Here is a 22,770-nt window from a genome sequence, read left to right as displayed (position 1 = left end):
ATTAGAGCAGGCGCGCCCCCCTTGGGATAGAATTGATCTGCGCTGATCAACCAGGCGCCCATCCGTCGGGGCCGTGCCTGAAGGTATATCTGGCCGAGGTTTCAAACCCGCCCTGAGGAGACCGCCAACCTCGACATTCGACGGCTATTTCTGGACGATCGATGCAAATAATGTTGAACGAATTCGTGGCTTGTCGAAGTCGCGATGACACCGCCGTTCCGGCCTGAATAAGCAATGCGGCATAGCCGTCAATAAGGTAACGCCGGGCGCTCGAACCGGCGCGATGAAGATGCTGATGACCAGAAAATATGATGTCGACGCCGCTCCGCGAGAAGGCGTCCATTGCAAGACTTGCCCGACCGACTATGCCGTCGGCGCTTTCGAAGTCCAGGCCCTCGAATGGGTGATGCGTGACCACTATTCGCGTAATCTCAGCTGACAGTTTTGCAAATCTGTCCTTTGTCGCCTCGAGCTGACGGACATTGATCCTGCCGTCCTTGATTGTTAGTGATCGCGCAGTATTGATCCCGACCACAGCGAGTTCTTCATCGGCGTAGAACGGATCAGTGTCCGCGTCGATGTAGCGCTTGTATCGAGCCAAAGGCGCGAAGGCTCGGGCGAAGACGTTCCAAAGCGGGACATCATGGTTGCCAGGCACCACAATACGGGGGCTTGGAAGGGTGTCGAGGAACGCTCGCGCCTGCAAGAATTCATGTTTGCGGGCGCGTTGCGTCAAATCCCCGGAAACGACCAGCAAATCAGGACCGATAGCGCGAACCTCTGCGGCGATGGCTTTCACGAGCCGGCTATCTGTTTTTCCGAAATGCAGATCCGAAAGATGGACAAGTGTTCTCATCAAATTGCCCTAAGGTCAGCGATGGTCACTAAATCGAACCCGCTTTGGCAGGTGAAAAAACCTTCAGTGCTCCTGGGCGTATTCGAAATTTCAGGGGCATATTCATACCGATAGCTTCGCCATCCAGCGAAACCAGCATGGTGGTTCGATGCGACGTGATCTCCAGCGTTTTTGTACAAAACGATTCTACGTCGCGAGCGGGGTCAATCAGACCGAATGCGATCTTCAATGGTATCAACATCAAGCCAAACCATGACTGTTGTTTAACGACATAAACGCACAACTCTTGTGAGGACAGGCTTTTGCGGCGGCCAAGATCGGCGATGTCGTAGAAATTGTTACCCACAAACACGCAGGGCGTCCGCAGTCTCTTACGATCGCCTTGCGCGGCAATGTGGACCGCTTGCCAGGATGAGAACCTTAACGTGCTTGCGAGAGCCGGACCCATAGCTGCGAGCTTGCCCAACCCAGTGCGCCGTTGCTCGGCCGTGCGTTTCGCGACAAAGAAGGGATAGACGCCAATCGACGAGTTGTTGAGAAAAACACGCCCGTTGACCTCGCCGACATCGACTGGGAGAGGATTGTTCGCCGCAATCGTATCCATCGCCGCCTCAAGCTGGATCGGCAGGCCCAGATCCTTTGCAAAGTGGTTTAGGGTGCCTAGCGGAAGAACGCCGAGCACCACGTCGGTCCCGGCGAGGGCGGAGGCTGCGGTGCCAAGAGTTCCGTCGCCACCCCCCACGACCAATGTCGATCGATAGCCGGATCTCGAATTGTCAGCGACAAAGCCACGGGCGATTTCGCCAAGCTGGGGCCCGTCCACTAATTTCACATCGGTTTCGATGCCACGTTTCGCGAACCCATCACGGACAAGCTTCACTATGTCGCCGCTACGCGCTGCCGCGCCAGCTCTTTGGTTGATGAGCGCCAAGAATCTCGCGTTTTTATCCACGGCTTCGATTGTTCTGCTCAAGCCACAAAGCGACCGTCCAACACAGGATTGCCCAGCCGAATCCAATGCACCATCCTGCCAGCACATCGGTGGGATAATGGACCGCGAGATAGACGCGACTTACGCCAACGGCTACCGTCAGGACGACAGCGAGCGCCATGAAATAGCGTTTGAGGCGCCGATCCTCGTTTGCGCGAGCAAGCAGGGCGCCGATGGTGAGGAAGGTGATCGCCGAAAGCATTGCGTGTCCGCTCGGGAAGCTCGCCGTGAACACCTGCGTTACGTGGGGTATGTCAGGCCGGGGCCGGTCAAAGTTCTTCTTGAGGGCCGTGCTGAGAACTTCTCCGCCGACCACCGACACAGCCATCAAGACGGCGAGAGCCCGCCTGTGGATCAGAAGGAGATAGCCGACCCCTGCCAACAGCACGAACCCAAGAAACACCACGCTGCCGATAGATGTCACATCCCGGGCTGCTTCGTGGAGCCACGGCGGACCGATGGGGTCAGCCGGATTGGCTGTACTGCGAAGGGCTGCCAGGACGGCCAGATCAAAAGTGGTTGTGTCGCCTTCGAGGACTTCTTCGGCAAGCGAGCCAAACACAAGAAAAAGACCTGCTGCAACCGGCCCCGCACCAACAAGCCACTTTGCGTCGTCGTGCTGGTAAGGCTCGCTGATTCGGGATTGCGGACTCTGGTCGCGAACCACTGCGATAGAGTGCTCTTTATTTGGGGTTAATTCACTCAAGCGCCACCTCATTTCCGAGGTCACAACGGACTCGTGAGGACGAAGTTCCCGAGTCGTCAAAGCGCCAAGAACGATCAAGCGGACGACGTTAAATGGCCCCCTTCGGCTCGAGCGTGAACGGATCAATCAAGACCGATCTACCCGGCCTCGGTTGCGACCGTCTCAGCGCAGCAGTCCCTCGTTGCCGCGCATTCTTCGCACCCCAGCCTTGCCCTAGCCATAGATAAAGCGTCCAATGCGCCTTCCCAGTCGTGAGATTTTGTTGGAAGTTTGGGTCAGCTTAAGCTGGCATCGCAATTGCTGGGGTATTATAATATTCAGGGGCGCTTATATGGGGGACGAATTTCGTGAGACATTCCGAAACCGTCAGTTTTTGAAGCAGGGGCATGGCCGATACCAGACCGTCGACCCCGACTGTAGAAATCAGCCAATCCTTAGGCGAGTGGGTTGTTACGATCGTAACAACGGACGGCAACACCTATTCTAGAGCCTTCGAACGTGAGTCCGATGCCGTCGCTTTCGCTGTGAACCAGCGTCTGCATTTGGGATTGCAACTTCCGCCGCCCGACCAGTCGCCCTGAACTGGCACCTTGCTTAGGCCTTTGCCCTTTTGGACTGGCCCGGGGTCAGGAAGCCATCCCTTATCAGGTCCAGCGCGTCGAGCGCGTCTTCATCCGACAAGTTGGTCAAGGGCACTCCACCCACGCGCACAACCTTGTTGTTGTCTATGTCGTAGACCTCCCAAAGCCCGTCGCTGACTCTTCGGATTGCGTGCCGTCGCTCCATAAGAAATCCCTAATAAGAGATTCAGCGACGCTCCAGCAAGAAAACTCGATCCAAAGAGTTAACGGTGGAAAACCATGCCCGCTATGGCGACATGGCTGAACCGATGCCCACCCCCCCGGCGCGGCTTTTGGCGGCTCGAATATCTGTTCGCGCTGATCCTTGTGCCCGTCGCCGTTGTCCTCTCGCATTTCCCTGACATCATCGGCGCCGCTCCCAGCCTTATGCAACCCGAAGGCATTGGCGACACGGTTCCTAGCACCTCGCTCTATCATGTGCCAGGGCAGGAACATTACTGGGAGACGAAGATCAGCCCCCAGTATGGCGAGCGGTGGTTTTGCACAGAAGAAGAGGCGCGCGCAGCCTGCTGGCGAAAGGCGCGTCGATAGTAGGCTGATTATCTCACGGTGCAGTTTGCAATATCGATCAATACTCTTCAGCTCGTTTGCCAGCTGATCACTTTACGAGACGGGCGAAGGCTCTCGACCGCACCATTGCAGAAATCGGCAAAGTAGCTGATTTTAAAGTAAAATAGGCGGCTAGGTCGCCTTTTTTATTGGCAATTCGGTCAAAATTGCACTACAAATTGCACTGCATGTTGCATCATGGGCAATCATGCAGGGTGTGTTTCGAATATGATCTTTTTCCAATTTAGGCATCGCTGCAGTCCGCGAAATTTGACGTGCGGCCCCTGGCCTGCTCGCGGAGAGGAGGATGCTTCGGCAAGATGCGTGTTGGAAGACTTCGATCGGACCGATCGCTCAAAAGGATGCTGCGGCGTAAGAATGGGCGAGGGGCCTGAAAGGGTCTAACGCCGGATCGACTAATACCAGGCCAACTCGGCGCTGGTGTTGTAAATCCTATCGCCTTTGAGGCGATCGCGGTTCTCGCTCACCGACGATGGACTTCAATGCATCTTCCGTGGTCGGCTCGAGGCTCCGGTGCCGGCGCCTCGATCGCCGAGACATAGGAATCGCCATCGAGTCCCGCCGTCAAGGCTTACATTAGTTCCGTCGGCGCGTGGTCGACGGAGCCATTTCTTCGGCAGCGCCTCCGGCAAGCGTTGTCGCGGCAATATTTTGCTCGAACACTGATCGACCATGCAAGCGAATAGGATGCTTCGGGTCACGAAGTTGGTGTTGATAATGGCAGCGCGCTACGGCGCTACCGCCCTTGTCCACACTCATCTTTGGCTTGCCGTCTGGACCCAGCCCGGCAGCATGTCGAGAGTCGTTTTCTGGACGCCGATCTTAACCGCAACAACCTCCGGCAGCCTTGACCCGTGTCGCCAGATCCTTGAAAATCACGCAATCCTGACTTGGGCCGCCAGCGCAGGCGTTATTGCAACGCGTGACGAAACTCTCCAGCCGGCGCTCAAGCAGTCTGATCTCGTCGAGCTTCTCGCGCACTTGATCGAGATGCACCTGCGCGATGTCTCGCGTCTCGATACAATCGCGATTGGTGCTGATGGAGAGATCGAGCAATACCCGCACCTGGTCGATGCCGAATCCGAAGTCGCGGCATTGTTTGATGAAAGTTAGCCTCCCCAGATCGTCGGCATCATAGCTGCGCTGACCGCCGGCTGTGCGGGGAGCAGGAGGCAGCAGCCCGATCTCCTCGTAGTAGCGGATCGTCGGGGTCGTGACGCCGGCGGCCTTGGCGAGCGTACCGATCGTGAACACGGGGACGTGAAGGTTCATGGCGAAAATACTCGTTGAACTTCAAGTTACTTGAAGGAGTACGGTGTTGCCAAGGTGATGCGAAAGGAAAATTTGCTCGTGGGCTTTTTCGGAAATCGTGTTGTCCTCGTCCGTTGGACGGCGGCAATGCTTGCGATCTCGGCCCTTCTCTTCGCCGCCGCCGTCTTGATGGAAGGCAGCGAGCATTGGGAGTTCGCGCGCATTGCAGCGCACGACCAGGCAGCCGAGTCCCAGGAACAGGGCGGCCAGGATGAAGCTGGCGAGGGCCGTGCTATCAAACAAGGTGGTGACAGCGCCGAGGTCGGCGAAACGGGTAGTCACGCCGAGGCTGGCGAAACCGCCAGTCACGCCGAGCCAAGGATCCTTGGGAACAATCTCGAAAACCCCTGGGTGGTATGGGGGTTCGTCGGTGTTTCAATCGTGCTCGCCGCCGTCGTCTTGCGCCTCGGGGCCGTAGTGCCGTTTGGCAACGTAACGCTCTTGCTCGCCATCCTGCTGGCAGGTGTCGCGGCAATTCTCGATGGCCGCGAGGTGTTCCTGCAACTCGCTCGGGCAAACCCAAGTGTGGCGAGCCTGGCAGCGCTGACAGCCCTCGCTCACGCTGCGGTCGTCATCCTGGCCGCGTTGGCCTGGCAGGCCGCTTCCAACGCCGGCCCGGTAACAGGGAGAAATACGCAATGAGCATTGACAAGACGACCGCAGGCGCCGGCCTTTTTCTGGTAGCCTGCACGGCCTGCTGCGCGCCGCCGATTATCGCCGCCATCGGGGCCGGCGGTGTCGGCTTGGCATTGATCGGCCAGCTTGGCCTGGCTTTGGTAATTGTCGCCGCCGGCGGGCCTCATTCGCACCGGCGACCTCATGGTCTCCTCAACAGCAGTACACGGCCATCCCAGTTCGAATATTCCACCTCGTTGGAGCGGAGTGCGAACTTGCCGCCTTGGGATTGAGCAGCCAAGGCATCGCGAGGCGCATTCATGTTCGGGCTGGTTGATACCACGGTAAAGAGCGAGAGGTGCCGGCCAAACTGTTCGTCCACGACCGAGCCGACCCACACAGCTGATGGCTTTGCGCCGTCAAGTTCCAGATCGGACGGCCATAGCCGCAGAACGAGCCGCGAATGGTTTGGCGCGGCCGTGTTCTCGTGAACGAGGGTCAGGTCAGGCAGGCGTCCGCCGGCAAGGCGTGTCGCCACGGGCAGATCCGCAGGCGCGGCAGTGGTGGTGAGCCAGCCTAATGCGTTCGGCGACGCCCACGAAGGCGGAGCATGCCAGCCCTTCGCGAGCAGTAGCTGCTCAATGGAAGGCAGGTCGCCGGCCCACTGTATAGTCAGGGGTTCCTCGATCTCGCCCGTGAGATCAATGCGCTGCGAAGGAAGGTGTTGCCAGCCGGTCGATAGCCAGTCATCGACCGTCATCGTGGGCGCCGTGATTTTGCGAGCATAGCGATCCGTGTCGAGGGCGTGATGCCGCGCGACGTTCAAGCCCCCGCCCACACCGAGCGCCAGGCAGGCAACCACGGTCATTCCGGTGATCCCGATCGGGTGAGCTTCCTCTCTGCGGAGGTAGAAGAAGGCGAGGATCGCCAGCCAGGCCGTGCCGAAGGCGAACCCTCCCAGCACGTCGGAAAACCAGTGTCCGCCGAGATAGAGGCGCGAAAACCCGATCAAGAGCACAAATGAAAGTGCGGTGAACGCCACTGGAAGGCGCCACGTCGATCGAATTTCGCGCCCGATCAGAAACGCGAGGAAGCCGTAGAGAGCGAGATTGACCGTGCTGTGGCCGCTTGGAAAGGAGAAGGCGCTCCAGCCGGTGTAGAACAGTTCTGTCGGGCGGGCGCGATGGAGCGTAACCTTGATAACCGTGTTGAGCGCCGATGCTCCGCCGATCGCCACGAGCCAATAAGCAGCCGTGCGCCAGGCGCGCTTCCAAACGAGCCACAGAAGCACGGCCGCCGTCACCGCAATCACGACGACGGTGTCGCCCAGCTCGGTGAGAACGAGCACTACGGCATCACCTGGCCCGGTGCGAAGTTCCTGGAGCGCCTGGTAGATCGCGGTGTCCGCGCGAACCAGCGGATCGCCGCTCACCACGTCTTCGAGAATTCCGAAGAACAGCCAGGCGGAGCCGATCACCAGGAGGGCCAGGAGCGCCAGCCCCCGCGCATCGGGCCGTGAGGGGTCGAGAAGATCGAGGACAAAGCGACCCCAGCGGGAGTGACTGGCCGCCGCACGCGCCCGAAGCCATCCCGATATGTTCGACACCAGCGGCGGCCCGCGACGCAGTGCGAACCGGACAAGATGGATCAACGCCCAGATCACGATAACGATGAGGACACCCAGAATGGCAAGCGGCTTGGCGGCCGCGCCGAAGACGCCAAAGGCAGCGCCGACGAATACGGCGGGCAGGATATGCGAGGGTGACCACACCAGCGCGGACAGGATGTTAGCGGCATAGAACCGCCCCACGGGCATCTGCAACAAGCCAGCAATCAAGGGAATGAAGGCACGCACGCCAGGTGTGAAGCGGGCGATGAAGACGCTTTTGTCGCCGTGCCGCTCGAAGAATGTCTCACTGCGCGTGACGAGATCCGCGTAGCGATTGAGCGGCCATCGCATCAGAATTTCACGGTGGTAGCGGTGGCCAACCCAGAACGAGAGGCCGTCGCCGACTATGGCGCCCGCGGCTGCGGCGCCGAGCAGCGGCCATAGCTTCACGACTCCGGTGGGAACAAGCGCGCTGATCACCAGAATGGCGGCCGTGCCTGGAATGAAGACGCCGATGACGGGGATGGATTCCGACAGGGCAAGCAGGAGCACGATCGCATAAGCAAGATACGGATGCGCCGCGATGAACTCTGTAACGGCGGTGAAGAAGGACGCCAACATTCGCGGCTCCTACAGGATGCTCGTGAATAACTGATCGACGCGTGTCCCTTCCCGATAGAGCGTGCGGATCATCAAGGCTGCGACGATACCCGTCACGGCTCCGCCGAGGACGTCGCTGACGTAATGCGTTCCGATATAGACCCGGGAGATGGTCACCAGCACCGCAGCGGCAAGGAACCATAGTCCAAGCCGCCGCATGCCATGCAGCAGAAACGCGGCAGCGATGGCGAAAGTCGCGGTCGCATGATCGGACGGAAACGATGGATCGGCGTTGCGACTGATCAGCAGATGCGTGATGCCGCCGTCGTATGGCCGTATCCGATGGACGAACAGCAGGATGATCTGGTTGATGGCAAGGCCAAGCAGGAAGGAGAGCCCCGTCGCGATAAGGACGTGCCGGTTGTGCGACCTGTCCGAACCTCGCCACCACTGTCCCACGACGGCAAGCACGAATAAGGGGACGCCGATTGCAGAGACCCAAACCATCAGGAAATCGATAGGGCCGCCCACTCCGGCAAGGCTGTTGATTGTACGGGTTGCTGCGGCGTCAAGGTCGTATAGCTGCAACTTTGCATCCTCATCTCGTTGTCCGCAGGGTTCCGGACATGCTTTTTGTTCGTTACTTGAAGAAGACCTGGGCCATCAGCCCCTTACCGTCTGGCCTGCTGCCAAGCACAAGGCGCGCCCCGTGTTGTGCGGCGACGCGCTGCACGATCGATAGCCCCAGGCCACTCCCTTGAACGTTCTGGTTGCTGCCGCGGTAGAACCGCTCCAGCACCTGCTCACGTTCGCCTTCAGGGATGCCGGGGCCGTTGTCAGAGACCTCTAACGCGACTTCATTCCCCTTCCGCCGCACCGCCAAGTCGATCATGCCGTGAGGGGGGGTATAGCGGATCGCGTTGTCGACCAGGTTGTTGAGCAGGATGCGCAGCGCCTCCGGGTCGCCTTGTATCTCGACCTTGTCCTGCGTGACGAGGCCAAGGTCGATTCGTTTGGCTTCGGCCAGCCGAATCTGGTCAAGGATCACCGATTTGCACAGCGCCGACAGCTCGACCGACTGCGGCGCGTCGGCTTGCTCCTGCGGCTCGAGCCTCGCCAGCGTCAGCAATTGCTGCGCCAGGTGGGTGATCCGGCTGACACCGCTTTCCAGCTGTGTCAGCGCCTGCTCGCGTTCTTCCTCCGTGGAGGCCGCCTTGGCCAATTGCGCCTGGATGCTGAGCGCCATCATCGGCGTGCGCAGCTCATGCGCTGCGTCGGCGATAAAGTGCTTTTGCATTGTGAACGCTCGGTCCAGCCGGCGCAGCAGGTCGTTGAGACCGTCGACCAAAGGCTTGACTTCGTTTGGCAACGGACCCGGCCCAATTGGCGCCAAGCTTCCGGCGTCGCGCCGCTTCAATTCGGCGGTGATCTGGTACAGCGGCTTCAGCCCATAGCCGATACCGTACCACAGGAACAATGCGAGCAGCGGCAGCAATGACAGAACTGGCCAGAACAGATGCACAGAAAGCCCGGCCAGCGCCTCCCAGCGTGCGTTCTGCGCTTGCCCGACGCGGATCATGCGGTCGCCTCGCTGGTCAACGAAGGTATGCCAGGTCTGGCCGTTGAATGAGACGTCGCTTAGCCCTCGGCGTTGCGGCGGCGGCAACGCCAGCGCGGCGTCGGTGGTGAAGTCGAGCTTGCCGCCGCGCCACACCTCCAGGAGCACCTCGTCAGCCTTTTCATCGTTATCCTGCTGCTGGCGCGTAACGTCATCGGCTAACGACACACGGTCGGTATTAGCAACATCGACGTGTTCGGCGACATAGCGCATCTGGTCATTGAGAAGATCTCCCAGTTCGAGAAAGGAGCCCCAGTAGGTGCCGATGCTCGCCAGGACTCCGGCCAGCAAGGTTGCCGGCAGCAACCAAAGCAGAAGGCGGCGGCGCAAGGAGCCCATGAACCACAAGCGCAGGCGACGATATCCAAGATTCATGCGTCCTCGCCAATGCGATAGCCGACGCCGCGCACGGTTCGGATCACCTCGGTGCCGAGCTTCTTGCGAAGGTTGTAGATGTGCACTTCGACGGCGTTGCTGCCCACTTCCTTGCCCCAGCCGTACAGGGCATCTTCAAGTTGCTCGCGCGAGAGCACCGCACCGGGCTCGCGCATCAACAGGTGGAGCAATGCAAACTCCTTGGCGGAGACGTCGGCCGGCTCGTCGCACAACCAGAGCAAATGGCGGACCGGGTCGAGCCGCAGCGGGCCGACGCGTAGTTCAACCTGCGCGCGTCCAGCCTGACGCCGGCTTACTGCGTAAATGCGGGAGATCAGCTCCTCAAGCGCGAACGGCTTTATCAGATAGTCGTCCGCGCCACCGTCCAGCCCAGCCAGCCTGTCGGGCAACGCGTCACGCGCAGTGATAATGATAGTCGGCAGCGTTTCGCCGCGCTGGCGCAATGCCTTCAGGACGTCCATCCCATCTTTGTGCGGCAGCCCCAGATCGAGCAGCAGCAGGGCATAGGGATTCGTTTCCAGCGCGAGCAGTGCAGAATTGCCGTCCTGCACCCAGTCAACGGTGAATCCCTTCTTTCGCAGCCCTTGCTGGAGGCCGCTGCCGATCATTGGGTCGTCTTCAGCCAGCAACAAGCGCATCGACTTCTCGCCCTTTGTTTAACTCCTGCGCCCCTATGCGCATCAATCTTGACCTTAGTGCGCTCTGCATCTGTTGGCTGAAACGTGGAGAGACAATACCTCGTCGAAGATGAAGCCTGGCTGAAATCGCGTACCGGTCATTGATCGTTTATCGCCGTTTCCAGAGGAAATTTCAGGTGGATTTAAGCGAGCGTTCGGTAGCCTCTGCCCATCTTTGGCCATCCGCCCTGCGCGCCCGGTGCACCCCTCAAGAAGGAATCTTCCAGTCATGAGCAACCTTGGCAAACGCTTGCTCCTCGCGCTTGTGCCAATCGGGGCGGCCACATTGGTTACCTGGGGTTGGCTTTCGTACCAGCCAGCGCCGAGCGTAGCAGGCCCGGCCGCTGCCCCGACCAGTCGGGTCAGCAACGAAGACGGGCTGACCGTGGTGACACTGGACGAGGCGACGCAGAAACGCAGCGGAATTGCGACCGACGCGCTAACGGCAATGAAGCAGCGGCTGGAACAGACCGCCTATGGCAGCGTGCTCGACCTTCAACCGTTGATCGACTTCCAGACGCGATATCGCGCCGCCGCGGCCGACGTAGCTAGCGCGCGGGCGTCGCTCGACGCCTCGAGCCAGGAGGCAGAGCGCAACCGCGTTTTATTTCAGGACCATATGAATATATCGCAGAAGGCCCTGCAAGCGGCACAGTCGGCGTGGTCAGCTGATCAGGCCAAGCTCCAGTCGGCTGAAGCCAATCTGGAAGGGGTGCGTGCGAGCGCGCGGCAACAGTTCGGTCCGCCACTCGCCTCGCTTATCGCAGGCAAGGATACGGCGCTCGCCGGAGTCCTGGACGGACAGGAGATGATGCTGCGGATCGTGCTGCCGATCGGCAGCAGCACGTCGGCACCGTACCAAATCACGTTCGACGATGGCGCCCGTGGCCGGATCGCCGCTAGGCTGGTGTCGCCTTCGCCACAAAGCGATCCGATCGCGGAGGGACCAACCTTCTTGTACCGCGCACCTGTCAGCCTGCCAGTCGGCAGCAAGGTGATCGCCTTTTTGCCGACTGGCCAGCAACCAGCCCCTGGCGTTGTCATCCCTCGGACGGCGGTGCTGTGGTTCGGCGGGCAGCCCTGGGCTTACGTCCAGCAGGGCAAGGACCGCTTTGTACGTCGATTGGTCGAAGACCAGTCGCCATACGACGGCGGTTACTTCGTCGACGTCGGCTTCGCGGCTGGTGAACGCGTGGTGACACGCGGTGCGCAGCTGCTGTTGTCGGAGGAACAGCGGCCGCCGGTCACCGCCGTCGCCGCCTGCAAAGACCCCGAATGTGACGACTAACCGGACCTGCGCGCCCCGATCATGTTGAACTCCATCATTCGCTTTGCCGTCCGCTTCCGCGGCGTGGTCATCGCGCTGGCCTGCCTGCTGGCTGGCTACGGCATCTATACGCTGACCAAGGCCCGCCAGGATGTCTTTCCCGAGTTCGCGCCGCCGCTGGCAGTGATCCAGACCGATGCGCCCGGCCTGACATCGGAGCAGGTCGAGGCGCTTGTCACCCAGCCTGTGGAGAACGCGATGGGCGGCACGCTCGGCCTCGAGAGCATGCGCTCGAAGTCGCTGCAGGGGCTATCCATGGTAACCCTCACCTTCCAGGACGGCACCGATATCTACAGGGCTCGGCAGCTGGCGGTCGAACGGCTGAACGCATTGGTCGGCACGTTACCGCTCGGCGTCAAATCGCCATCCCTGCTGCCGCTTACGTCCTCGACCAACGTAACCCTGGTGGCTGGGTTGACATCCGACCGCCTTTCTTTGATGGACCTTCGCACGCTGGCGGACTGGACCGTCAAGCCGCAGCTGCTGCGCGTGCCGGGCGTCGCCGACGTGATCGTGTTCGGTGGCGACGTCAAGCAGTTCCAGGTCCAGGCGGACCCACAAAAGCTGGTGCAGTACGGCGTGGCGTTGCAGGACCTGCTGACGGTCGCGCAGCGCGCGACGGGCGTTCGTGGCGCCGGCTATGTCGAAAATGCCAACCAGCGCATCGTGCTGAGCACCGAAGGCCAGACGCTTACGCCAGAACAACTGGCCCAAGTGGTGCTCCGCTACCAGAACGGTGTCGCGCTGCGCTTGGGCGAGGTCGCCAAGGTCGCGATCGGGCCAGCGCCGGCTGTCGGCGCGGCCTCTGTGGATGGCAAGCCTGCTGTCTCTCTGATGGTCGAGAGCCAGTACGGCGCCGACATGATGTCGGTGTCGCGCAGCGTTGAACAGGTGCTGAGCGAGCTGGAGCCAGTGCTGGCAGGACAGCAGGTGACGTTGCACCCAGACATCTTTCGGCCGGTCCGTTTCATCGAAACCGCCATCGGCCATCTGCGCATCGCGCTGATCCTCGGCGGCGTGCTGGTGATCGGCGTGCTGTTCCTGTTCCTCCTCAACGTGCGCACCGCAATCATCTCCGCCACCGCGATCCCGCTATCCCTGCTGACAGCGGTGATCCTGCTCTCCCACTTCGGCGTGAGCCTGAACACGATGACACTTGGAGGGCTGGCGATCGCGCTCGGCGAGGTTGTCGACGATGCGGTCGTCGACGTCGAAAACATCTTCCGCCGCCTGCGTCAGAACCAGCAGCTGGCCCACCCGCGGCCGCTGGCGCAGGTCGTATTGCTCGCCTCGCTCGAGGTACGAAGCGCCGTGGTCTACGCGACGCTGGTCGTCGCCTTGGTGTTCCTGCCCGTAATGTCGCTGTCCGGCATCGCCGGGAAGCTGTTCGCGCCGTTGGGTGTCGCCTACATCCTGGCAATCCTGGCCTCGCTGGTGGTGGCGCTGACAGTGACGCCGGCGCTCGCATTCCTGCTGCTGACGGGGAGGCCGTTGAAGGAGCAGGAACCCAGGCTGGTGCAAGCGCTGAAGGCGCGCTACCTGGCAGTTCTTGCCGCTATCGAATCGCGTTACCGGCTGATCGTTGCTACGATCGGAGTGCTTTGCGTCGCTGCACTCGGCGCGCTGCCGTTTTTTGGCGGCAACTTCATTCCAGACCTGAAGGAAGGCCACTACCTCGTGCATATGGCGCTGGCCCCGGGCTCGTCGCTGGCCGAGTCCATGCGTGTCGGCAATGAGGTGACCGCGCAACTGAGCCAGGTTCCCGGCGTGCGCCTGGTGGCGCAACGTGCCGGCCGGGCCAACGAAGTGGTCGATCCCACGGGCGTCAACATCAGCGAATTCGAGGTCGACCTGAAGCCGCTGTCGCCGGCCGAACATCGGCGCGCGCTGGTCGATATTCAACAGACATTGGCCAGCTTCCCTGGGCTCATCACATCGGTCAACACCTTCCTGGCCGAGCGCATCGACGAGAGCATTTCAGGGGTGACTGCGCCTGTGGTGATAAACGTCTTTGGCCAGAACCTGGACGTTATCGACAGCAAGGCCAGTGAGATCGCTCAAGTAGTCGGCACCATCCCAGGTGCGATCGGCGTGCGGGTCGAAGCGGCGCAGTACCTGCCGCAGCTGACGATGCGCCTCAAGCCGGAGCAACTGACCCGCTGGGGCTTCACGCCAGTCGACGTGCTGGAGGCGATCCAGACCGCGTATGAGGGAGTAACCGCAAGCCAGGTCTACGTGGGCAACCAGGCCTACGACGTCAACGTGTCGTTGACGCCCGCGGCGCACCAGGACTTGGCGGCCGTGGGCTCGTTATTGCTGCGCAGCCCGGCGGGCGTGACGGTGCCGCTCAGAGAACTCGCCGATATGAGCCAGACCACCAGCCGCTACCAGATCCTGCATCGTGACGGCCAGCGTCTGCAAACGGTGACGTCGGGGGTGCACGGTCGCGCGGTAAGCGATTTCGTCAAGGAAGCTCAAGAGCGCATAGGCAGGGAAGTCAGCCTGCCCAAAGGCACCTACCTGATGTTTGCCGGCGAGGAGCAGGCGCGCGCGCAATCGCAGCAGGACCTGCTGATTTATACCGTGGCTGCCAATGTCGGCATCGTGCTGCTGTTGTTCCTGGCGCTGAAGAGCACGAGGGCACTGCTGCTTGTATTGGTCAACCTGCCGTTCGCGCTGGTCGGCGGAGTGCTGACGGTGCTGGCCAGCGGCGGAGACCTGTCGCTCGGATCGCTGGTCGGCTTTGTCACGCTGTTCGGCATCACGCTGCGCAACTCGATCATGCTCATCTCGCACTATGAGCACCTCGTGAACGAGGAAGGGATGGAGTGGGGTCCGGAAGCCGCCCGCAGGGGCGCCGCCGAGCGGCTTGTGCCGATTCTGATGACGGCTGTGGTAACGGCGCTCGGCCTGTTGCCTCTGGCCTGGGCCAGCGACGCGGCCGGAAACGAGATCGAGGGGCCAATGGCGATCGTGATCCTCGGCGGACTGGTTACCTCGACCCTGCTTAACCTATTGGTGCTGCCGACGATGGCCTTGCACTTCGGCCGCTTTCAAAAACGGGCGCGAGAGTTTCCGCACGACGAGGCGGTAGAGGTTGCCTGACGCTCTCACTGGCAGATCATGCCCATGGTTCTTCGGCGTGCCGGGGCTATAGCATAGGGGGATACCCTATGGTATTGAGTGATCATGACACACACCATTCGTGAGAAGCAGAAGTTGCTGGCCCGCGTGCGACGCATGAAGGGCCAGGTCGAGGCGATCGAGCGCGCGCTGGAGAGTGAGGCGGGTTGCGAGCGTATAATGCATCTGATCGCCGGCGTACGCGGCGCGATGGCAGGTCTCATGGCGGAGGTCGTTGAAGATCACGTCCGCATGCACCTCGTCGACTCCGAAAAGCATCCGGGCGCGCTGAACACCGATGCGGCCGAGCAACTCATGGATGTCGTGCGGACTTACCTTAAGTAGGGATTTAGCCATGGCAGTCACCTCCGAGCCGTCGTCGGCACGGCACAGTCACGTCTTCCTCGGCGCAGGTCACGAAAGTGCTGAGCGCCGTACCTGGGCCGTCATAGGTCTTTGCACCGTCATGATGGCCCTGGAGATCGTCGGCGGTCTGCTGTTCGGCTCGATCGCGCTGGTCGCCGACGGGCTGCACATGAGCACGCATGCGGGCGCGCTGCTCCTTGCCGCGCTCGCCTATAGTTATGCGCGGCGCTACGCGCAGGATCCGCGCTTCAGCTTCGGCACCGGCAAGCTCGGCGACCTGGCCGGGTTCACGAGCGCCATCATCCTAGCGATGATCGCGCTTCTGATCGGCTATGCGGCCGTGTCCCGGCTTGTTGAGCCGGTGCCGATCCACTTTGCCGAGGCGATTCCGATCGCGGTCCTAGGGCTGGGCGTCAACATCGCAAGCGCCTGGTTGCTAAGCGGAGGCGACCACCATCACGGCCATGGACATGCTCACAGCCATGGTCACGCCCACGACCATGACGGCCACGACGAGGGACATCTGATCGAGACGGCTGCGGGCCGGGTCCGGTTGAGCTTGTTCGAAGACGATGTTCCGCCTGTTTTCCGTATGCACGGTGCTTCGCTGTCGGCCACATTGGTCCGCATCGAAACGGTGCGACCGGACGGGGCGCGGCAAGTTTTCACGATGACCGACCGGGGCGGCTGGCTCGAGAGCGCCGATACGATCCCCGAGCCGCATGCCTTTATTGCTCAAGTGCATATCGGTGATCGGGACTACCCGGTGACGTTCGAGGAGCATGACGCCGGCGCGCACGACCACGGCGCTACGCACCGGGACCACAACATGCGGGCGGCTATTGTCCACGTGCTGGCCGACGCGGCCGTGTCGGTGATGGTCATCGTCGGATTGCTCCTGGCGCGAGCCTTCGCCTGGCTCTGGATGGATCCGCTGGCCGGCATCGTCGGCGCCGTCGTCATTGCGAGTTGGTCATGGGGGCTCGTGCGCGATACTGGCTCGATCCTGCTTGATATGGTTCCTGATCGGCGCATCGCCGACGATGTCCGACGGGTTGTCGAGGCTGAAGGCGACTGCGTTGACGACCTGCACCTACGGCGCCTCGGACCCGGTCATCTGGGTGCCATCGTGTCGGTCGACACTGCAAGCGATCGCGAGCCTGAATTTTACCGCTCCCGCCTGACCCGTTTCCCGACGCTCTCGCACGTCACGGTGGAAGTTCATCGTCACGCTTAAGGATGGGATGATCTCTTCCTGCGCGATGATCTTTTGAAAGGTCGCCGGCCCTGAAGGTTCTCATGCGGAGCGACGCTTGTCATCGCGGTGCGTAAGCTCCTGCCTGGACTGAAAATTGGTTCCTGATGTCTTTCCCGTCTCGAAGCTCATAGAGATCCTTCTGCTTCCGTCCAACCTTATAGCCATCCTTGATTGGTCGGGCTGGCTACGGCTCCGTTCGACCGGCGCAAGCTCAGCCCAACGTGTCTGATCGGCTCGAAGCTGCTGCAGGCCGTTTGCGGTTGGGCTGCTCGAAAGCGAATCCCATAACGAGCGATGGCAGTCGAGCACTGGCATTCATGCCAGGGCCGGAGAACGCGCGAAATCCTACTTTCCGAAGCGACGGCGGCGGCGCTGATAGGCGCGAACGGCGCGGAGAAAATTGAGCTTGCGGCACTCCGGCCAGTTCACGTCTGAAAAATAAAGCTCGCTGCTGGCGCTTTGCCAAAGGAGAAAGCCGGAAAGGCGGACCTCGCCGCTTGTGCGAATAATGAGATCGAGATCGGGCACGCCGGCGGTAAAAAAGGTATTCGTCTATCGCTGCTGGGCTCAGCTCGTCGAGGATCGTATCGAGATCGACGCCCTGCTGGCGCTTTTGGCGGACGACCTTGCGGACGGCATCAACGATTTCCTCGCGTCCGCCATAAGCGATCGCGATCGTCACGGTGAGCGGCTCGTTACCGGTGGTTCGCTCCGTCGCCTCGCGGATCACGTCGGCCGTCGAAACCGGCAGAAGGTCGAGCCGCCCCGCGGCCCTGAGCCGGACTCCGCGGCTCAGGATCGAGGGATCCTCGGCCAGCGCGGCGATCTTCCTCTCGACGGCGGCCATGATGGCGGAGACCTCGGCCGGCGGCCGGCGCATATTGTCGATCGAAAATACCCAGAGCATGACAGCGCGGATTTCAAGGTCGATGCACCAGGCAAGAACGTCGTCGAGCTTTTCAGCTCCCAACTCGTATGCCACGCGTGGGTCGCTGTAGCCACGTTCGCGGGCGAAGCGGCGATTGCCGTCAAGAATGATGCCGACGTGATGCGGTGCGGGGTGCCGCCGGACCTGATGCCCCAGCAGGCGTCCGTAAAGCCAATAAAGAAGCCGCATCATGGGCTGGCCGGCTCGCCTTGGCGCACGAGAACTTCGCGGCGCTCGTTGGGTGCCAGAAACCGAGCCTCGACCATGTTCTGCGCCATGTCTCGCCACAGATTTGGGGAGACGTCAACCTTATCGGCACCTACAACTTGAATGGCAAGTTAAAGCTGCCGACAGGTACGTTCCGGCCATTGCGCATTCCTCGGTCCACTTTCCTTGCCGCATGACCCGAAGGTCTGCTGTTCGTTCATGGACTCCGGACCCCTACGCATTACTCAATGACCCTCTGCCGACATATGAGTGTCGGTCCATTTGTTCGCTTACAGCCAGAAAAGGCGGCATGGTCAGCGCCTGCTCGTCAGATCGGGGCAATGACCGGCAGATGTGAGGCCAGCAAGCCGCCATCAGGGATGCCAGAGCTGCGGCAGCCATCCCGGTGACGCCCAAGGCGCCGAGCCCATGCGCTTCCAGCGCGTGAGCGCGGCAAACTGGCGCAACTGCGACGCTCGCCCTCCCTCAGGTGGCGGTGGCGTCGTCGTGCTGCAGCCGAATGAAGACAGCCAAGGTTTCGAAAGCGTTCCAGCGATACTCAGCTTGACTGTCATGATCAGCAGGCCTTCCGCGTGTCCTTCCTCAACCGAAGCCGATCCGGGAACCGGGGCTGATTTTCGGATCCTATCGCGCCAAAGGGGAACATTTTGCCCGGGTATTGATTAGTTTGGCGGCACCTGAACTTGGGAGAGGATCAATGAACAGGCTCATTTGGCTTATCGGAGCCATCGTCATCGTCGTAGCGATACTGAGTTTCCTGGGCTTGAGATAGCGCGTGTTGGGCGCGACGCATTTTGCCGAATCTGAAGCTAGCGTCTTGGCGGGGTCTGCCTTCCGCAGCGTCGCTGCGATTCGCAATGCGCGCCTTCCAGCCTCCTGATGAGTTAACCGCAATGCCAAGACAGGAAACCAGACGAGTCAAACTCGATCGCTTGATATCATCCGTACCGAGGCACGAATTCGAGTTTATCATGAAGCTCGGCAAACTCAGCAGACAGGAAGCGCTGGCCCTCATCGAAAAGCACGATGGCGATCGCTCCGAGATCTATTCCGATTTGGCGGCCTGGAGGGCGTCCAGATGGTAAAATCGTGAGCCTGCTGGAACGCCTTCACAACTGCAGAAAGACGAGGTGGTCCATAGCCTGTTCGCCCTCATGGTCGAGTCCATCGCTGATCGAGGGATCGGGTTGGCCTGCCTTGCCCAGCCCGACACGTCCCTTCGGAAAAAACGCAACGACAATGGCGGTCACGGGGTCAGTATGAGCATTATCGCCGCAAGCATGCTTTCGCTCGTGCTCGCCATCCTATGCGTTCTGGTGCACTACGAAGCCTTCAAAGCCGTCGCGGATTCCGCCAAGACCTTCGACGAAGCCGGATTTCCCAGTCGAGGCAGGCTTCTAGTGGTGATCTTCGGCGCGCTTGCAGCGCATGCGTTTGAAATTACGATCTACAGCTTTGTGTTCTGGGTGCTTCACGCGTATCGTTTACTCGGCCAGATCGTCGGTGAGGTGTCCGGCGGATGGACCGATTTTCTATATTTCTCGATCACGAACTACACGACATTGGGCGTGGGTGACATCCGGGCGGAGGGAGCGATACGCCTTATCGCCTCGTCCGAAGCCCTGACGGGATTGGTTCTGCTGAGCTGGACAGCATCGTTCACCTATCTTTCGATGGAGAATTTTTGGAGGCGACGGCTCTGAAGGCAGATCGACAATGGCCGGCGCGAGTTGAATCCGCGTCGCGGCCAGGAAATCGGATCGGGAACCTCCCGGCTGACTTTCGAAGCCAGCCGGAAAATCGCTTCAGAGCCGGTTCGCCCTGCGGGCGGCGTCACTCGTTCTGTAATCTTCGGCGCCGGGGTCGAAGCCGGTCCAACCAGCCGCTTCATAGTCGGCCCTGCGCTCTGCCAGGTTCACTGACTGTTGCCCGAGGATCCTTTGCGCATCAACCACGTGTTGGTTGTCCACCCTGGCAGTGACCAAAGTTCCGCCCCGACGCACGCCCTCGGCGTAGACATGGGCGTCATCTTCGGAAACACCCGAATCCGTCAGGGCTCCAACAATGCCGCCGGCGGCGCCGCCGACGACCGCACCGCCGACAGCGCCGACCGCTGTGGCAGCCAGCCACCCGGCGGCAACCACCGGCCCGACGCCGGGGATTGCCATCAGGCCGAGCCCTGTGAGCAGCCCGCCAGCTCCACCGACCACGGCACCAAGGCCGGCGCCGCCAGCTGCGCTGTCGGCAGCGCGGGATGTGTCGATGTCGTGCTGTTTGTCCGCGTTGTTGGCGACGATGCTGATATCGGAATGTGGGATGCCCGTCGCTTCCAGCTCGCCAACGGCATGGGAGGCGTCATCGTAATTGTCGAACAGTCCAGTCACGGTTCTCATTTCTTGATCTCCTTGCATGTCGGTTTCAGTTGGTGCCGGCAACTACGTTGCCTTTGTAGTCGAGCGCCACTGCGGTGTTCTTGCCGGCCTTGCTGGCTTGGCCTCGCCAGATGCCTTCATCGTCCTTGGTCAACTTCGAGACATCGGTGAAGCCGGCATCCTGGATGCGGCTTTTGGCCTGGTCTTCGGTGAAGCTGTTGGCGCCGGCCAGCGGAGGCGTCGGTTCGGGCGATCCGCCGACCGTAACCTTCGGCGTTGCGGGGCTTGACGGCTGGGCGCCCGTTGTCGTCGCGATCTTTTCGACCATCTGCTGATGCATCTTAAGGGTCGGCACGGTCTCTTCAGCGAAAGTCTTCAGCTGCGCGTTGTCGCCGTCCTTGGCATAACTCTCAAACAGCTTCACCGCATCAGAATGGGCATCGCGCTGCATCTGGACGTAAGGTCCGTCAACCGGATCCTTGCCGTTGCTCAGCCTATCGAGGTCAGCCTTATGCTTGGCGTCGAGTTCCTTGGGCACTGTCAAGTTCAGCTCGCCGGCAATGGACTCGAGCTTGGCATTGGCCGAACCATGGTCATGGATCATCTTTTGAGCAAGATCCTTGACGCTTTGATCCTGGGCCTTGCTGGTGGCGACCTTGCTCGTTTCCACTTCGAACATTCCCCCTGACGCGGCCTTGGTGACGAAATCCTGTGCACTGTCGGCGGCCAGTGCGGGCAACGCCAAAGCCATTGCGGTAGCGGTGGCGAGCGAGGCTAAAAGCAGATAAGTCTTCATTGAATGGTTCCTTTATTGGCACACATGTGCTGCGATCTAACCTGCGTTCGTCGGGTTTGTTCCGCGGGCTATCAATATTTGGAAGATGACTGGCCACCCGCAGTTGGGGATGAACAGAACAACGCTGGAATGATCTTCGGTCATCCGATGAGAAGCTGAAAGCGCGCGTTCCAGCGACCAAGCGTGGGATCAATTGATTGAACCTACCCACGCGCCCCGTCGGTCTACGGCTTCTTTGTTGCGGCACGCGGATTTTGCCCGGTGGCGCTGCCGCTCTTGGCATCCTTCGAATGAGCAGCGATCGCCGGACCGGCACCAGTCGCCTTGCGCAGATCGCCGGACGGCTTCGCATCTTGGGACTTCTTGCCAGATCGGCCGGAGAAAAGTTTGCCAAAGAAACCCATGTTATCCTCCGCTGGACATCGCGACGGGCCGCGTCTTTCAACAAGCTCCATCGCCCATCTTTGTTCCGCCGCGTCCGATAAGTGGACGCCGCAGCGGTCGGATTAGTTTTCGTTAGCCGACTGCAGCCCCACCTTGCTCTTGGCTTGCAAGCAAAGGGACCGAAATTGTTCGACTTCACTCTCGGTCAGATGCTCGATACCGATAAAATCGTTCTTGCCTGCCCCCGAGCGGATCAACTCATCCAGCTTTGCCTGTATGGCCGCGCCGTCGCGGTTCTGGGTATTCTGGATAAGGAAGACCATCAGAAAGGTAACGATCGTCGTGCCGGTGTTGATGACAAGCTGCCAGGTTTCGGAATAGCCGAAAAAAGGACCGGAAGCCGCCCAGATCACCACCGAGCTCGTGCAGAGCGCGAAAGCCCACGGGCGCCCGGTGGCATGAGCCACGGCACCGGCCATACGGTTGAATGTCTTTTCCATATCGAGAGAATCCTGATGCGTGGAGCCCGGGCAATCGACCGCCCGGGCCTCCGGAGATGTATGAGAGAGAGATGTGCTACCGCCGTCAGGCGGATGCCTCGGCCGCGACGTTTACCGCCAAGTCAGCGAGCTTGGTCAGCGCCTCGTCTGTCGATTTCTCCTCGCCCAGCGTGAGATCCAGAAGTGTAACGGCCTCATCCATTCCAAGCTCCGAGGCCCAGGTGCGCATCGTGCCGTAGCGCGAGATCTCGTAATGCTCGACGGCTTGTGCCACCGCCAGCAGGCCGGCATCCAAAGCCGGCGCGTCCTTGTACTCCTCCATGATCTCGGCGCCTTCCTTGGTAATTCCCATGATGGCGGCGCATGTCTTTGCCTGGGGCATTTTGTCGAGGATTTCGAAAATCTCTTCCAGCCGCGCCACATGCTCCTGTGTCTCGACGTGGTGCTTCTCAAATGCTGCCCTCAGATCCCGACTTTGCGCCGCCTCCGCCATTTTTGGCAGTGTCGAGAGGATTTTCTTCTCGGCGAAGTAAATGTCCCTGAGCGTATCGTGGAACAGTTCGCTCAACCCCTTAGTCGAGCGCGCCTTGGTCGTGGCCATGATGTGCATATCTCCGCGAAAACGCCCCACATTCGAGGCCCAGGAGCAACTTCGCGTTCCGCAAGTGGTTCCGGGGGCAATTCAAAAACGGGTTTTCTTAACTTCTGACGTTGCTGCGAGTGAGCGTCTGCGGACTTGGTCCCAGCAATCGCAGCGCTCGCGCGCATCGGCGTCCCGCAGAGCTAGTTAGAGCCGCGCATTTGCATGGGAAACGCCTGCTCTCTGCGTCGACCACAAGGGTGCAATCGAAGCCGTCCAATGCGCTGTTCGCTCACGGTTGGCTCGGCTCCAGCCTTT

General features: G+C 60.7%; 20 protein-coding genes and 2 pseudogenes. 7 read left to right on the top strand and 15 right to left on the bottom strand.

Annotated features, from left to right (window positions below; all coding sequences use genetic code 11):
* Positions 1-46: 46 nt before the first annotated feature.
* The 3 genes from ACWGS8_RS21195 to ACWGS8_RS21185 are packed head-to-tail and all read right to left on the bottom strand — an operon-like array spanning position 47 to position 2,484.
* Positions 47-856 (bottom strand): metallophosphoesterase family protein, encoded by an 810-nt coding sequence (locus ACWGS8_RS21195; protein ID WP_454582744.1) that lies wholly within the window; start codon positions 854-856, stop codon positions 47-49.
* A gap of 28 nt (positions 857-884) precedes the next feature.
* Positions 885-1,787, bottom strand: a complete 903-nt coding sequence (locus ACWGS8_RS21190) for a diacylglycerol/lipid kinase family protein (RefSeq protein WP_454582743.1) — start codon at positions 1,785-1,787, stop codon at positions 885-887.
* Positions 1,788-1,800: 13 nt separating this feature from the next.
* Complete coding sequence (locus tag ACWGS8_RS21185; protein ID WP_454583029.1) at positions 1,801-2,484, bottom strand: phosphatase PAP2 family protein; 684 nt, start codon at positions 2,482-2,484, stop codon at positions 1,801-1,803.
* Between the two features lie 929 nt (positions 2,485-3,413).
* Between ACWGS8_RS21185 and ACWGS8_RS21180 the strand changes: the two genes are divergently transcribed.
* On the top strand, positions 3,414-3,725 hold the full coding sequence (locus ACWGS8_RS21180; protein WP_454582742.1) for a sunset domain-containing protein: 312 nt from the start codon (positions 3,414-3,416) through the stop codon (positions 3,723-3,725).
* Between the two features lie 861 nt (positions 3,726-4,586).
* Here the strand turns inward: ACWGS8_RS21180 and ACWGS8_RS21175 are convergent.
* Positions 4,587-5,036 carry a MerR family transcriptional regulator gene (locus tag ACWGS8_RS21175; protein WP_454582741.1) on the bottom strand — a complete coding sequence of 150 codons (450 nt, stop codon included), beginning with the start codon at positions 5,034-5,036 and terminating at the stop codon, positions 4,587-4,589.
* A gap of 30 nt (positions 5,037-5,066) precedes the next feature.
* On the opposite strand from ACWGS8_RS21175, the gene ACWGS8_RS21170 reads away from it, so the two are divergent.
* Positions 5,067-5,717, top strand: a complete 651-nt coding sequence (locus ACWGS8_RS21170; RefSeq protein ID WP_454582740.1) for a hypothetical protein — start codon at positions 5,067-5,069, stop codon at positions 5,715-5,717.
* 175 nt (positions 5,718-5,892) lie between these two features.
* On the opposite strand, the gene ACWGS8_RS21165 is transcribed toward ACWGS8_RS21170, so the two are convergent.
* From ACWGS8_RS21165 to ACWGS8_RS21150, 4 genes are read right to left on the bottom strand one after another with little or no spacing between them, the layout of a single operon-like run.
* Positions 5,893-7,920, bottom strand: coding sequence for a VTT domain-containing protein (locus tag ACWGS8_RS21165; protein ID WP_454582739.1), 2,028 nt, complete (start codon positions 7,918-7,920; stop codon positions 5,893-5,895).
* A 9-nt stretch (positions 7,921-7,929) separates the two neighbouring features.
* Complete coding sequence (locus ACWGS8_RS21160; protein WP_454582738.1) at positions 7,930-8,487, bottom strand: phosphatase PAP2 family protein; 558 nt, start codon at positions 8,485-8,487, stop codon at positions 7,930-7,932.
* 52 nt (positions 8,488-8,539) lie between these two features.
* Complete coding sequence (locus ACWGS8_RS21155) at positions 8,540-9,892, bottom strand: ATP-binding protein (protein WP_454582737.1); 1,353 nt, start codon at positions 9,890-9,892, stop codon at positions 8,540-8,542.
* Positions 9,889-10,551 carry a response regulator gene (locus ACWGS8_RS21150; RefSeq protein WP_454582736.1) on the bottom strand — a complete coding sequence of 221 codons (663 nt, stop codon included), beginning with the start codon at positions 10,549-10,551 and terminating at the stop codon, positions 9,889-9,891. The genes ACWGS8_RS21155 and ACWGS8_RS21150 overlap by 4 nt, the downstream gene beginning before the upstream one ends.
* Before the next feature lie 268 nt (positions 10,552-10,819).
* Between ACWGS8_RS21150 and ACWGS8_RS21145 the strand changes: the two genes are divergently transcribed.
* The 4 genes from ACWGS8_RS21145 to dmeF all read left to right on the top strand — a co-directional run bounded on the left by ACWGS8_RS21145 (position 10,820) and on the right by dmeF (position 16,643).
* On the top strand, positions 10,820-11,878 hold the full coding sequence (locus ACWGS8_RS21145; RefSeq protein WP_454582735.1) for a hypothetical protein: 1,059 nt from the start codon (positions 10,820-10,822) through the stop codon (positions 11,876-11,878).
* A 21-nt stretch (positions 11,879-11,899) separates the two neighbouring features.
* Positions 11,900-15,022 (top strand): efflux RND transporter permease subunit, encoded by a 3,123-nt coding sequence (locus ACWGS8_RS21140; protein WP_454582734.1) that lies wholly within the window; start codon positions 11,900-11,902, stop codon positions 15,020-15,022.
* Between the two features lie 84 nt (positions 15,023-15,106).
* Complete coding sequence (locus tag ACWGS8_RS21135; protein ID WP_454582733.1) at positions 15,107-15,385, top strand: metal/formaldehyde-sensitive transcriptional repressor; 279 nt, start codon at positions 15,107-15,109, stop codon at positions 15,383-15,385.
* 10 nt (positions 15,386-15,395) lie between these two features.
* Positions 15,396-16,643 carry a CDF family Co(II)/Ni(II) efflux transporter DmeF gene (dmeF, locus tag ACWGS8_RS21130; RefSeq protein WP_454582732.1) on the top strand — a complete coding sequence of 416 codons (1,248 nt, stop codon included), beginning with the start codon at positions 15,396-15,398 and terminating at the stop codon, positions 16,641-16,643.
* A gap of 455 nt (positions 16,644-17,098) precedes the next feature.
* Here dmeF and ACWGS8_RS21125 read toward each other — a convergent pair.
* A pseudogene (locus ACWGS8_RS21125) lies at positions 17,099-17,201 on the bottom strand (undecaprenyl diphosphate synthase family protein); the annotation flags it as partial.
* Between the two features lie 19 nt (positions 17,202-17,220).
* A pseudogene (gene uppS / locus ACWGS8_RS21120) lies at positions 17,221-17,781 on the bottom strand (polyprenyl diphosphate synthase); the annotation flags it as partial.
* A gap of 1,169 nt (positions 17,782-18,950) precedes the next feature.
* On the opposite strand from uppS, the gene ACWGS8_RS21115 reads away from it, so the two are divergent.
* On the top strand, positions 18,951-19,523 hold the full coding sequence (locus ACWGS8_RS21115; RefSeq protein WP_454582731.1) for an ion channel: 573 nt from the start codon (positions 18,951-18,953) through the stop codon (positions 19,521-19,523).
* Between the two features lie 102 nt (positions 19,524-19,625).
* Here ACWGS8_RS21115 and ACWGS8_RS21110 read toward each other — a convergent pair whose 3' ends face one another.
* The 5 genes from ACWGS8_RS21110 to ACWGS8_RS21090 form a co-directional block, all read right to left on the bottom strand.
* A complete protein-coding gene (locus ACWGS8_RS21110; RefSeq protein WP_454582730.1) occupies positions 19,626-20,213 on the bottom strand; it encodes a general stress protein in 588 nt (195 codons plus the stop codon).
* A gap of 25 nt (positions 20,214-20,238) precedes the next feature.
* Entirely contained in the window at positions 20,239-20,988 is a 750-nt protein-coding gene (locus ACWGS8_RS21105; protein WP_454582729.1) for a DUF4142 domain-containing protein, read from the bottom strand.
* A 224-nt stretch (positions 20,989-21,212) separates the two neighbouring features.
* A complete protein-coding gene (locus ACWGS8_RS21100; RefSeq protein WP_454582728.1) occupies positions 21,213-21,443 on the bottom strand; it encodes a hypothetical protein in 231 nt (76 codons plus the stop codon).
* A 51-nt stretch (positions 21,444-21,494) separates the two neighbouring features.
* Entirely contained in the window at positions 21,495-21,872 is a 378-nt protein-coding gene (locus ACWGS8_RS21095) for a low affinity iron permease family protein (RefSeq protein ID WP_454582727.1), read from the bottom strand.
* An 85-nt stretch (positions 21,873-21,957) separates the two neighbouring features.
* Complete coding sequence (locus ACWGS8_RS21090) at positions 21,958-22,473, bottom strand: YciE/YciF ferroxidase family protein (RefSeq protein ID WP_454582726.1); 516 nt, start codon at positions 22,471-22,473, stop codon at positions 21,958-21,960.
* Positions 22,474-22,770 lie beyond the last annotated feature (297 nt).

The sequence above is a fragment of the Mesorhizobium sp. 43Arga genome (genome assembly GCF_053714255.1).
Note: the sequence above shows the minus strand (reverse complement) of the source record. Positions and strands in the feature narration are given on the sequence as shown.

What these genes read in the sequence shown, in the direction of transcription:
- ACWGS8_RS21140 (WP_454582734.1), top strand. Translation starts at nt 11,900, where the DNA reads ATGTTGAACTCCATCATTCGCTTTGCCGTCCGCTTCCGCGGCGTGGTC.
- ACWGS8_RS21145 (WP_454582735.1), top strand. Translation starts at nt 10,820, where the DNA reads ATGAGCAACCTTGGCAAACGCTTGCTCCTCGCGCTTGTGCCAATCGGG.
- ACWGS8_RS21150 (WP_454582736.1), bottom strand. Translation starts at nt 10,551, where the DNA reads ATGCGCTTGTTGCTGGCTGAAGACGACCCAATGATCGGCAGCGGCCTC.
- ACWGS8_RS21110 (WP_454582730.1), bottom strand. Translation starts at nt 20,213, where the DNA reads ATGAGAACCGTGACTGGACTGTTCGACAATTACGATGACGCCTCCCAT.
- ACWGS8_RS21090 (WP_454582726.1), bottom strand. Translation starts at nt 22,473, where the DNA reads ATGGCCACGACCAAGGCGCGCTCGACTAAGGGGTTGAGCGAACTGTTC.
- ACWGS8_RS21180 (WP_454582742.1), top strand. Translation starts at nt 3,414, where the DNA reads ATGCCCGCTATGGCGACATGGCTGAACCGATGCCCACCCCCCCGGCGC.
- ACWGS8_RS21195 (WP_454582744.1), bottom strand. Translation starts at nt 856, where the DNA reads ATGAGAACACTTGTCCATCTTTCGGATCTGCATTTCGGAAAAACAGAT.
- ACWGS8_RS21100 (WP_454582728.1), bottom strand. Translation starts at nt 21,443, where the DNA reads ATGGAGCTTGTTGAAAGACGCGGCCCGTCGCGATGTCCAGCGGAGGAT.
- ACWGS8_RS21135 (WP_454582733.1), top strand. Translation starts at nt 15,107, where the DNA reads ATGACACACACCATTCGTGAGAAGCAGAAGTTGCTGGCCCGCGTGCGA.
- ACWGS8_RS21095 (WP_454582727.1), bottom strand. Translation starts at nt 21,872, where the DNA reads ATGGAAAAGACATTCAACCGTATGGCCGGTGCCGTGGCTCATGCCACC.
- ACWGS8_RS21155 (WP_454582737.1), bottom strand. Translation starts at nt 9,892, where the DNA reads ATGAATCTTGGATATCGTCGCCTGCGCTTGTGGTTCATGGGCTCCTTG.
- dmeF (WP_454582732.1), top strand. Translation starts at nt 15,396, where the DNA reads ATGGCAGTCACCTCCGAGCCGTCGTCGGCACGGCACAGTCACGTCTTC.
- ACWGS8_RS21175 (WP_454582741.1), bottom strand. Translation starts at nt 5,036, where the DNA reads ATGAACCTTCACGTCCCCGTGTTCACGATCGGTACGCTCGCCAAGGCC.
- ACWGS8_RS21105 (WP_454582729.1), bottom strand. Translation starts at nt 20,988, where the DNA reads ATGAAGACTTATCTGCTTTTAGCCTCGCTCGCCACCGCTACCGCAATG.
- ACWGS8_RS21165 (WP_454582739.1), bottom strand. Translation starts at nt 7,920, where the DNA reads ATGTTGGCGTCCTTCTTCACCGCCGTTACAGAGTTCATCGCGGCGCAT.